The 12,113-nt window shown below is 44.8% G+C and carries 8 protein-coding genes; 7 read left to right on the forward strand and 1 reads right to left on the reverse strand.

The window, feature by feature from the left end; genetic code table 11:
- Both JW968_05805 and JW968_05810 read left to right on the forward strand, forming a co-directional pair.
- Entirely contained in the window at positions 1-1,956 is a 1,956-nt protein-coding gene (locus JW968_05805) for a sodium-translocating pyrophosphatase (protein MBN1386458.1), read from the forward strand.
- A 50-nt stretch (positions 1,957-2,006) separates the two neighbouring features.
- Positions 2,007-2,453: a hypothetical protein gene (locus tag JW968_05810; protein MBN1386459.1), complete on the forward strand. Its 447-nt coding sequence runs from the start codon at positions 2,007-2,009 to the stop codon at positions 2,451-2,453.
- Positions 2,454-2,478: 25 nt separating this feature from the next.
- Here JW968_05810 and JW968_05815 read toward each other — a convergent pair whose 3' ends face one another.
- A complete protein-coding gene (locus JW968_05815; GenBank protein ID MBN1386460.1) occupies positions 2,479-3,330 on the reverse strand; it encodes a stage II sporulation protein M in 852 nt (283 codons plus the stop codon).
- Between the two features lie 86 nt (positions 3,331-3,416).
- Between JW968_05815 and JW968_05820 the strand changes: the two genes are divergently transcribed.
- From JW968_05820 to JW968_05840, 5 genes are all read left to right on the forward strand, one after another.
- Positions 3,417-3,824: a translation initiation factor IF-2 subunit beta gene (locus JW968_05820; protein ID MBN1386461.1), complete on the forward strand. Its 408-nt coding sequence runs from the start codon at positions 3,417-3,419 to the stop codon at positions 3,822-3,824.
- Between the two features lie 1,120 nt (positions 3,825-4,944).
- A complete protein-coding gene (locus JW968_05825) occupies positions 4,945-6,162 on the forward strand; it encodes an ORC1-type DNA replication protein (GenBank protein MBN1386462.1) in 1,218 nt (405 codons plus the stop codon).
- A gap of 6 nt (positions 6,163-6,168) precedes the next feature.
- The gene (locus JW968_05830; GenBank protein MBN1386463.1) at positions 6,169-7,722 is read left to right on the forward strand and encodes a DNA-directed DNA polymerase II small subunit; all 1,554 of its coding nucleotides are present in this window, start codon (positions 6,169-6,171) and stop codon (positions 7,720-7,722) included.
- Between the two features lies 1 nt (position 7,723).
- Positions 7,724-11,245, forward strand: coding sequence for a DNA polymerase II large subunit (locus tag JW968_05835; GenBank protein MBN1386464.1), 3,522 nt, complete (start codon positions 7,724-7,726; stop codon positions 11,243-11,245).
- A 706-nt stretch (positions 11,246-11,951) separates the two neighbouring features.
- Positions 11,952-12,113 (forward strand): helix-turn-helix domain-containing protein (locus JW968_05840; GenBank protein MBN1386465.1); only part of this gene is annotated, 162 nt, incomplete at its 3' end.

A 12,113-nucleotide genomic window follows, 5' to 3' on the forward strand; every position in this document is an offset into this window, starting at 1 on the left:
TTGATAGAATATGTTATCGGAATAAGCGTACTATCACTGATAGTGTCTCTTGGGCTGGCGATGAGCATAAAGAGAAAGGATGCCGGCACAAAAGAGATGCAGCACATAAGCAAAGCCATCCACGAAGGCGCGATGGCATTCCTCAACAAGGAATACAGGGTGCTCCTTGTCTTCCTGATAATCGTGACCGCAGTATTATGGTTCCTGCTGGACCCGAAACTCGCAATAGCTTTCATAGCAGGGGCAATACTGTCAGCACTGGCAGGAAATCTCGGCATGAGAATAGCGACAATGGCCAACACGAGGACAGCATTCGCAGTAAAGAACAGCATGAAAGAAGGCCTGAAAGTCGCATTCAGGAGCGGGGCTGTCATGGGCCTGTCAGTGGTGGGATTCGGCCTTCTCGGTGTCACAATACTATACCTGGTCTTCAAGGACCCGCAGATAATCTACGGATTCGGCTTCGGGGCATCATCAATCGCACTATTCGCAAGAGTCGGCGGCGGCATCTACACAAAAGCAGCTGATGTCGGAGCAGACCTAGTGGGCAAAGTAGAGAAAGGAATACCAGAAGACGACCCCAGAAACCCGGCAGTCATCGCAGACAATGTAGGCGACAATGTAGGGGATGTAGCAGGGATGGGAGCAGACCTATTCGAGAGCTATGTGGACTCAATCATCGCAGCAATGGTGCTGGGAGTCGCATTCTCCGCATTCCAGGGAGCACTGCTGCCATTGGTGCTGGCAGGGGCAGGAATACTCGCATCAATAATAGGCATATTCTTTGTCGGACTGGGCAACATCAAACCGCATGTCTCGATGAACCTGGGCATGTTCATATCATCAGGACTCATGATCGTCTTCTCATATTTCATAGTCAAGACCATGACCGGACAGCTGAATCTCTTCTGGACAATACTATGCGGGCTCATATCAGGCATAATAATAGCACTCTCGACAGAATATTATACCTCAAATGACAAAAAACCAGCACAGAGAATCGCAGAGGCATCAAAGACAGGAGCTGCAACAAACATAATAAGCGGGCTGGCAAACGGCATGATGAGCACAATCATACCGGTGCTCTCGATATGCTCAGCAATATACCTCTCTTATCATTTCGGCGGGATATATGGGATCGCCATTGCAGCTGTCGGAATGCTGAGCACATTAGGCATGACCTTGGCAAGCGACAGCTATGGTCCTGTAGCAGACAATGCAGCCGGCATAGCAGAGATGGCAAAAATGGGGGGAGAGGCCAGGAAAAGAGCAGAATCCCTTGATGCAGTCGGGAACACGACAGCAGCCATCGGCAAGGGATTCGCCATAGGATCAGCAGCCCTGACAGCACTGGCACTTTTCGTCAGCTTCTCAGAAATAACAAAAATAACAACAATAAACCTGAACACGCCGACAGTCATCATCGGTCTCTTCATAGGAGCGCTGCTGCCCTTCATCTTCTCTGCCATGACAATGAGCGCAGTCGGAAAAGCAGCATACAAGATGGTCAATGAAGTGAGAAGGCAGTTCAAGACCATAAAGGGCATCATGACAGGAAAAGGGAAGCCTGACTACAAAAGATGCGTCGACATAAGCACAGGATCAGCCCTGAAAGAAATGATCCTCCCGAGCATGATAACAATACTGGCACCTATCCTGGTTGGACTGACACTCGGAGTGGAAGCCCTGGGAGGCATGCTTGCCGGAGCAATAGCGACAGGATTCCTGCTTGCAGTATTCATGGCAAACTCAGGAGGGTCCTGGGACAATGCCAAGAAATACATAGAAGCAGGACACTTCGGCGGAAAGGGCAGCGACACGCACAAGGCAGCTGTTGTGGGCGATACAGTGGGGGATCCTTTCAAGGATACGAGCGGGCCTTCGCTCAACATACTCATCAAACTGATGAGCATTGTTGCAGTTGTCTTTGCCCCATTGTTCCTGGCAATGGCTTAATTTTTTATTTTTTCATTAAATTTAAATATTCCAATCTAAATCTATCCAATATGAGAATCATAATACCACTGATCTTGCTTCTTGGCATCATCATATCAGCCTGTGCGCCAGTACCTGTGATACCCCGAAACGATACAAACCCGGTGCCTGACGCAGAGATATACTGGGTTGAAATCGACAGGCCATGCTCAACAATCCCGGAGACGACTATAAGCGGAAAGGCACAGTTCTGTGAAAGCTTCTGCGTGGCAAGCCTACAGAACAGGTATGCAGAATACAAATGCAAGGATGCAAATCCAGGCATGGACATGATAAACTGCGGGTGCTACAAAGAAGATGACTATCTGCTCTCATGGAAGCTCACATATGAATGCGAAAGCGAAGAGACAGATACAGAGAAATGCCAAAACCAGTGCACATCAATGGGGCTTGCATACAAAAACAACCTCTGCGATGAGAACAGGATAAGATGTGAGTGCACATATAGACAGTCATAAAAATAACCATAGATAATCGGTTGGCTCAATATAGAATAGGCGTGACCCAGACCTCGAGCACAGCAGCAACAAGCAGGAGCAACAGGGAGATAATCAAAAGATCGGATGTATCAAGCACAATCTTCTCAAATCTCTTGGTGCCAAAATCATGATTGATGACAGCAACAGAGATAATACCCCCGGCAAGGGCACCTACAAAATACGCAAGTATCTCAGGAATACCATGGACCGCATATCTCAGCACCGCAAAAGAGAAAACGTGAAAATAACCTGTGACCTTCTCCAGACCGATCTTGTGAGCCATATCGGCCAGGCCGAGCCTCATCACATTGCCCATGGCAGCACCGATGACAGTGGCGTTCCATGTCAAGATAAAAATCGCCCCGGCGCCATATAGGAAAGAGAAAAGCATAGAAAATGTCAAGACCTTCACATTATTAAAAAATACGACAGTGAAAGTCCTGTAATTACCGACAGCATGCCCCTGGACAGCAGTGTTTATCTGATTTATGGTATCTGTCTGCACAGAGAATACACTCTGCGCCAAGCCGGACGGCAAGACCACATACCACACAGATGCTGCAAGGGTTATGCCGAAGAACAGCATCATGAAAAAATAGAGGGCTTTTGAATGCTGCTTGAGTATCTGCGTCTCATCACCAAGCTCTATATCCTTCTGCTCCTCATACTTCAGTGTGTTGTACATCAGCGGGATCGCAGCAGTGACAGTGAAGAAGACAGATATCAAAGATGCATGCTGCTTGAAAATCCAGAGAGAGAGGAAAAGGGCAACAGAATAATACACAACACCCAGAAAAAAAATACGCTTAGGACTGTTCTCAGCTGAAAATGGGCTGGCAAAAGATTCGAGGACCATGTATAAGCCTTTTAAATATTTATATATAAATCTTTACATTGAAAATTTCGGTTAATTATATAAATAGATTGAATTTCCGGATAGGGATGGATTATGAAAAGCTTCTTGATAGGGCCATAGAAAACCTCCCAAAGGAGATGGACAAGGGTGAAAGATTTGAAATCCCGAATGTAATGGGCCATATCCAAGGCAATAAGACAATAATCAGCAATTTCAACCAGATAGCAGATGCGCTGAACAGAAAACCAGAACATGTCCTGAAATTCGTACTAAAAGAACTGGGAACGCCCGGTGACATCAGGAAAAATGAGGTGGTGTTCGGAAGCAAGGTATCAGCCAACAGGATCAATGAAAAAATAAAACAATATGCCTATGAGTTTGTGTTCTGCGCAGAATGCAAAAAGCCAGATACTATCCTCAAGAAAGAGGGGGGCATAACCTTCCTCAAATGCCAGGCATGCGGTTACAAACATGTCGTGAAAGCCAGCTTCTGATCAGATATTTCTTGATACGGCTCTGCCCGGAATGTAGGTTAGTGGCATCAAGTCAAAGTCCTAATGAGTGATTTTCTGGCTGACAAAGGGGAAGCTCCCTACGGGAAATGTCAGCTTTGGATTGGTTTTAACAGAGACTTTGAAGCCACTAACCCGAGCGTTAGCAAGATTCCGGGCAGAGCGCCCTTGATACACATGTTTTATATCCAAAAGTCTTATCCTCTATCAGTCTTATGCGTTCTTATTTTTTTATGAACCTTAACATCATATTGACCCTTACCTGTCTGACACACTGACCCCTTGATAGGTGATGGAAAATCTTGGGATAGAAAAATTTCAGATAAAAATCCAGAATCCGAGTCAAAAACAACGTTCTTATCCATTATTATTTATTATCATATAAATATAATTTTTTATTTATGATTTCTTGTTTATCTGATTTTTTATAGTTTTTTTTTCTTTATTTATTATTTACTATATAGAAAACAAGATATAATAATATAATATAATAATATAATATAATAAAATAAATAATATAATAATATAATAAAAAACAAACAAGCAAACAAAAAAACAAACAAAAAAAGAAAATTTTGAGTATTGAGTGTTGGGGGACGTTGCGGAATAACAGCAAACAAGAGATTCTACAAATATCTATCCTGCTATTAAACAATGATTAGATCCATTATGAATATATATAATATATTATATATTATAATAAAAGTATAATAGAATAAATAAAATATAATAATATAAAACAGATTTTTAAAACAGATTCCACATGTATAGATATAGTGCTTAGAACTGATTAATTCTAACCAATCATTTCTTACATATCAAACATTTGCCGATTATCCCATTATATCTCATCCACAAACAACCTCCTGTAATATATGGTGCGGATTTGACAAAAATCTAAACCTGACAAAATACCACTCAAAACACCAGATAAAAAACATATTCCAATGGAAATGAAGGGGTCAGTCCCCCCCTTAAAAACCAAGCACCATAATATATGAAAAAGTCTTAAAACTATCAATAATAATATCTCAGGCTGTTATGGGGAAAAGCAAACACCCAAACAAAAGATTTATATACCTTTGTTTCGAGTGGAAATAAAATGAAGCAAAAAGGGTTGGGGGGATTTTTTGAATCATTTCTGGAAAAAGAGCCATTATTCAAAGATAAAAAGATACTCCAAGCATCATACACACCAGAGACAGTGCCCCACAGAGAGCAGCAGATAGAACAGATAGCAAATGTCCTGGCACCAAGCCTGAGATTAGAGAAGCCATCCAACCTATTCATCTACGGGAAGACCGGAACAGGGAAGACACTCTCAACAAAATACACCCTCAACAAGCTCCTTGAAGTGGCAAAAAAACAGAACATCCCACTACGCGTATCATACATAAACTGCAAACTAAAGAAGGTCGCTGACACAGAATACCGCCTTGTCGCGCAATTAATCAAAGATCTCGGGAGAGAGATACCCCCCACAGGGTTGCCGACAGATGAGGTGTACAAGATATTCTTCAATATACTGGACTCAAAAAAACAGCTTCTCATAATAATACTCGATGAGATAGACCAGCTGGTCAAGAAGGCAGGCGACGAAATATTATATAATTTCACAAGAGTCAACCCTGAGCTGGAAAACTCGCAAATAACGATTGTCGGCATATCCAATGACCTCATGTTCACCGACACGCTCGATCCAAGAGTAAAAAGCTCATTGTCAGAAGAAGAACAGGATTTCCCACCCTACAACGCGATGCAGCTCCAGGATATACTGTACCAGAGATCAAGGCAGGCATTCAAGGAAAGCACAATAAGCTCAGGAGTGGTCGAGAAGTGCGCCGCTTACGCAGCAAGAGAGCACGGGGATGCCAGGAGAGCCCTCGAGCTCCTCAGGGTCGCAGGAGAGATATGCGAGAGAAAAGGCCACACAAAGGTCCAGATAGAGCATATAGACGAAGCAGAAGACAAGATAGAACGGGACAGGATAGTGGAGATAATAAAGACGCAGCCGAAGCAGTTCCAGGTTACCCTCTATTCGATATTCCACATATCACTCAATAAGAACGGACAGATATTCACAGGAGACATATACGAAATTTACAAGAGGATATGCAACCAACTCGGCCTAAGACCCCTAACACAGAGGAGACTGTCAGACATAATCGCAGAACTCGACATGCTCGGGATAATCAACGCAAAAGTAATTTCTAAGGGAAGATACGGAAGGACAAGAGAGATCACACTCGCAACACCAGACGAAGCAAACCAGAAATTCAGAGAAATTCTAGAGAAAGAACTCGGCCTGATAAGATATTAAGGCAAAATGGAACCGAAAAAAGAGATAATAAGATATTTTTTGGAAAAAGGGATACTCATCAGCAAAGAGCTAGCCCAGAAGCTAAGCCAAGAAGACCTCAAGACCCTCAAGGAAAAAATAAACGGAAAAAACATGCTCCTTCTGGACAATGAGGTCATGGAGATGCTCAAAAGGGATCCGGGCGCTGAGATGGACTGGCAAGGAGTCGAAAAACTCAAGGCCGGCCTGGAGAAGAAGAAAAACCTCGGCGCATACAAGGAGGCGCTCAGCTCAATAAAGACAGCTGAAAAGAACCCGGAGAACTCCCAAGGCGTCGAGATAACCGTGTCTCACCAGACTGTCCCAAGAAAGATCGAGGTGCAGGATTTTGTAAAGCACCTAAACAACAGATATGAGGCAATCAGGAACCTGCTGTTAGGCAGGCAAGAGCTCAAGAACTCAACATCAATAAACAAGCTGTTCATGAAAAAAGAGAAGGACACAGTCTCAATCATCGGCCTTGTCACAGAAAAAAGACTCTCCAAGAACGGCAATTGGATGTTCACAATCGAAGACCCGACAGGCACAATAAAAACAATAATAAACAAGAACAAGCCAGAGCAATTCGAGACAGCGACGAACACCTGCCTTGATGAGGTGGTGGGTGTCGTGGGCGTATTCTCAAAAGACATCATATTCGGCAACAGCATCTTCTACCCTGATGTCCCCCTGACAAAGGAGCTCAAGAAGAGCCCCGACCAGACATATGCCATATTCATCAGCGACCTACACTTCGGCCTAAACGTGTTCCTCCAAGAGAACCTCGAAAGGTTCATCAAATGGATCAGGGGGGAAATCGGGAATGACGGGCAGAAAGCCATCTCATCCAAAATAAAATATCTTTTCATAATCGGGGACCTGGTGGAAGGTGTCGGCATCTACCCCGGGCAGGAGAATGACCTGAAAATAAAGGACATCTATGCGCAATATGAAGCCCTTTCAGTGTTCCTCAAGCAGATACCAAGCAGCATCAGCATCATCATATGCCCGGGAAACCACGACGCAATGAGAATAGCAGAACCACAACCCCCACTCTACATGGATTTCGCCAAACCACTCTACGAAATGAAAAATGTGCATATGGTGTCAAACCCGAGCTGCATAAACATCCACAAGAGCAAAGGATTCCCGGGCTTCGATGTCCTGATGTACCACGGATTCAGCTTCACATACTACGGCGACAATGTGGAATCAATAAGGCTGCAGGGCGGGATGGAAAGACCGGATCTCATAATGAGATTCCTCCTCCAGAGGAGGCACCTTGCGCCCACCCACACATCGACACTCTACATACCAGACACAGGCAAAGACCCACTTGTCATAGACAAGGTGCCGGACTTCTTCGTGTCAGGGCACATACACAGGACAGCGGTCGCCAATTACCGCAATGTGACGATAATAAACAGCTCGTGCTGGGTATCACAGACAGACTACCAAGAAAAGGTAGGACTGAAGCCCCAGCCGGCAAGAGTCCCTATCGTGGACCTGCAGACGCGGGAGGCGAAGATACTGAAATTCTAAAATGCAAGCCAGCCAACAAGTCCAGCAATACTTCGACAAGCTCAATGACGAACTAAGAAGATCGTATGAGTTCGCCCAGGAAGCGAGGTCCAAGGGATATGATCCTGAAGACAAAGTAAACATACCGCTCGCCAAGGATATAGCAGAAAGAGTGGAAGGCCTCATAAGCGCAGTGTGCCAGCAGATACTCGGCTCAGGTGTGGCGCAGAGGATAAGACAGCTGGAAGAGAAATTCGGATCATTGGACTGGAGAGTCGCCATGATCGTGGCAGAGGAGGTCGCAAAGCAGAAATATTTCAAGGCATCATCACAAAAAGAAGCGATTGAAGTCGGGATACGGGTGGGGCTGGCCTACATAACCCTTGGCGTGATCGCCGCACCGCTCGAAGGATTCATAGAGCTCAGAGAAAAGTCAAGACGGGACGGGAAGAAATACCTGTCATTATTCTTCGCAGGGCCGATAAGAGCAGCAGGAGGCACAGCAGGAGCAGTATCTGTCATAATCGCCGATTATGTGAGAAAAAGGATGGGTTATGAAAGGTACGATCCTGAAGAGCCAGAGATAAAGAGAAGCGTGATGGAGATACTGGATTACCATGAAAGAATCACAAACCTACAATATTTTCCATCCGAGAAGGAAGTCGAGTTCATCGTCAGGAACCTGGGTGTAGAGATAAACGGCGACCCGACCGAAGAACTGGAAGTGTCAAACTACAAAGACCTGCCGAGAATAGAGACAAACAGGCTCAGAGGCGGGATGTGCCTTGTCCTCGCAGAGGGGATAGCGCAGAAATCACCGAAGCTATGGAAAAGGCTGAAAGAATGGGGCAAGGAATACGGTCTAGAATGGGATTTCCTCGAAGGTTTCCTAGAGCTCCAGAAAACAATGAAAGCAAAAGGCGTAGTGCGGGAAAAACAGGAAAAAGGGATAACCCCAAACTACACTTACATTAAGGACCTCGTGGCAGGCAGGCCTGTGCTCAGCTATCCTCTCCAGAAAGGGGGTTTCAGGCTCAGATACGGGAGATCAAGGACAAGCGGGTTTGCAGCAGACTGCCTCCATCCGGCGACAATGGTGCTGCTCAACAATTACATAGCCACAGGCACACAGCTGAAAGTGGAAAGGCCGGGCAAAGCAACAGTCATAAGCCCATGCGACACGATAGAAGGGCCGATAATCCGCCTAGACAACGGCTCTGTGGTCCTTGTCGAAAGCGAATCACAGGCGAGACAACTGCGTGACCAGGTCTCAGAGATAATATTTCTCGGCGACATACTAGTCAACTATGGGGATTTTTCAGAGAACAACCATGTCCTCGTGCCGGCCGGATACTGTGAAGAATGGCACATAAGAGAGATGGAAAGGGCGACAGTGAACATGTTCGGAAGCCTGGACATAGAAAAGCTGGCAGAATACCTCGACATGAACCACGGCACCCTGACCAGCATAATGAAGAACACAAAACACAGGATAGACTTCAACACAGCCCATCATATATCAAGCAAACTCGGGGTGCCATTGCATCCGAGATTCACATACCACTGGAAGGAGCTGAAGAAAGAAGACCTTGCAGAGCTGATCTCCTGGCTGGACCACGGCAGGACAGAGATACAAAACAACCAGATAGAGAAAATCATCCTCCAGAAATCAGAAAGCAAAAGGCACCTGGAGAAGATAGGCATACCCCATATGCTCGTCAACAATGAATTCATCGTCATAGAGAAAGACGACGCAAAGGCACTGCTCCACTCATTGGGATTCACGCGGGGAAAACCGGGAGCTGCCACGGATGAAACAAGCGAGGATGTCCTCAGCACAATAAACAAAATCTCCAAAATGAAAATAATGGACAAATCAGGAACATTCATCGGCTCCAGGATGGGGAGGCCTGAGAAGGCGAAAATGCGAAAACTCAAAGGGAGCCCCCATGTGCTCTTCCCTGTCGGCGAAGAAGGCGGGAGGATGAGATCTTTCCAGGCTGCGATGGCAGCAGGACGGATCACAGCAGACTTCCCGATATTCCTCTGCGAGAAATGCGAAAAAGAGACAATATTCTCAGTGTGCGAGGACTGCGGCGCGAAGACCAAAAAGAAGCACCTATGCAATGTCTGCGGGCCCCAAGACGAGAAGCAGTGCAAAAAACACGGCGACAATACAAGCCATGTGACAAAATCCATAGACATAAAGGCATACTTCGACAAATTCCTGAAACAGATAAAGACAAAAAATTACCCTGATATGATAAAAGGGGTCAAGGGAACGAGCAACAGGGACCATGTGCCAGAGCACCCGATAAAAGGCATACTCAGAGCAGAGAACAGGATATATGTCAACAAGGACGGCACAACAAGATATGACATGATAGAGATGCCCATAACCCATTTCAAACCCAGGGAAATCAGGGCGCCAATAGAGAAACTGAAGCAACTGGGCTACACAAGAGATATAAACGGAAAAGAGCTCACAGACAAGAACCAGATAATTGAGCTGCTCCCCCAGGACATAATACTCCCATCATGCGACACAAGCCCAGATGACAAAGCGGATGATACACTCCTCAATGTCTGCAATTATATCGACGACCTGCTCGAGAAGCTCTACCGCCTGCCAAGATTCTATAACCTGAACAGCAAGCATGACCTGATCGGGCACCTGATTGTCGGCCTAGCGCCCCACACATCAGCCGGGATACTCGGCAGGATCATAGGATTCTCAAATACACAGGGCATGTTCTGCCACCCCATGATGCATGCAGCAATGAGAAGAAACTGCGACGGGGACGAGGCCTGCGTCATGATGCTCATGGATTCCCTGCTGAATTTCTCAAGAAGCTTCCTCCCTGACAAGAGGGGGTCGAGGACAATGGATGCACCGCTCGTACTGACAAGCACGCTCATACCATCTGAGATAGATGATGAAGTGCATGGAATGGATGTCGCTTATGAATACCCTCTCGAGCTCTATCATGCAGCACTGGAATACAAGTATCCATGGGAAGTCAAGATAGATCAGATAAAGCACAGGCTGGGGACAGAAAAGCAGTATGAAAAGATGGGTTTCACCCATGACACAACAGACTTCAATCTCGGGGTTCGAGTCAGCTCATACAAGACAATCCCGACCATGGAAGACAAGATGAAAGGCCAGATGGAGCTGGCTGAGAAGATAAGGGCAGTGAACGTCGGTGATGTCGCGCGGCTTGTGATAGAGAAGCATTTCCTCAAAGACATAAAAGGGAATCTCAGGAAATTCTCAACACAGAAATTCAGATGCGGCAAATGCAATGAAAAATTCAGGAGACCGCCCCTTTCAGGGAAATGCACCAACTGCGGCGGCGACATAATATTCACAATCTCTGAAGGATCAATAATCAAATATCTTGAACCGAGCCTGAGCCTGGCTTCAAAGTACAATGTACCCATATATCTCAAGCAGACACTAGACCTGCTCCAAAGAAGAGTGGACGGGGTCTTCGGCAAGGAAAAGGAAAAGCAGCAAGGGCTCGGCAGATGGTTCGGATAAGAAAGCCCGCCAAGACCAAATACTATCCCTATAAAATATAATAAACTCTCAAATGTTATAAACTCTCTATACAACATAATAATCTACCAAACATAATGATTCACCCAACATAATGATCCACTTCAACCCGCGCATAATCTCCTAATTAATTTCAATATACTTAATATATCCTGAGCATACCGTGATCAATCACGGCAGGGGACTATCCCCAAATCATGATACAGCATATAATACCCGGATCATAATACAAAAACAATATGACAAAATACAACAATATGGTGATATGGCTCCAATAAGTATCCCAGATGATAACCCAACACCCTGATCCTTACAAAATAAATACAAAAATACAAAAGAAATTATTACAAAATATCAAAAAATGAAATAATGATTAATTCAAAGCGATTTTTGTCTTTCTTTTTGCTTAATAATCAGATAAATTACCTCTATTGATTATTTTGGCATATAATATTGTCTTTTTTATTTTTCGGGGTTGTAATATGCTATTTAACCAATTTTTTGCTACTGGAGAATAGGTACGTTAACGAAACATTTATATAGGGGCACACCCTCTCTCATAGTCAATTCCAGTGAGAAAAGTATATCCATAACAAAGAGGTCTTAGGTCATTTTTGCAATAAAAAAGGGATTTCCTGATTGATTATAGAGGGGATAGACTCTCCAATAACTTGTGCGGGCTGATAAAATGATTGTGCAGAAAGAATTTTTGAACAAACTCAAAGATTTTGGCTTAAATTCATACGAAAGCAAACTGTGGACAGCGTTGTTGTCGAGGGGTGTGTCGACTGCTGGTGAGCTTTCTGATATCGCTAATGTTCCCAGGTCAAGGAGCTATGATGTTCTTGAA

It is taken from the genome of Candidatus Woesearchaeota archaeon, assembly GCA_016928155.1.
In the GTDB taxonomy this organism is placed as follows: Archaea; Nanobdellota; Nanobdellia; order Woesearchaeales; family JAFGLG01; genus JAFGLG01.

Coding starts and splice junctions, on each gene's coding strand:
- JW968_05820 (MBN1386461.1), top strand. CDS start 3,417: ATGGATTATGAAAAGCTTCTTGATAGGGCCATAGAAAACCTCCCAAAG.
- JW968_05825 (MBN1386462.1), top strand. CDS start 4,945: ATGAAGCAAAAAGGGTTGGGGGGATTTTTTGAATCATTTCTGGAAAAA.
- JW968_05835 (MBN1386464.1), top strand. CDS start 7,724: ATGCAAGCCAGCCAACAAGTCCAGCAATACTTCGACAAGCTCAATGAC.
- JW968_05830 (MBN1386463.1), top strand. CDS start 6,169: ATGGAACCGAAAAAAGAGATAATAAGATATTTTTTGGAAAAAGGGATA.
- JW968_05815 (MBN1386460.1), bottom strand. CDS start 3,330: ATGGTCCTCGAATCTTTTGCCAGCCCATTTTCAGCTGAGAACAGTCCT.
- JW968_05810 (MBN1386459.1), top strand. CDS start 2,007: ATGAGAATCATAATACCACTGATCTTGCTTCTTGGCATCATCATATCA.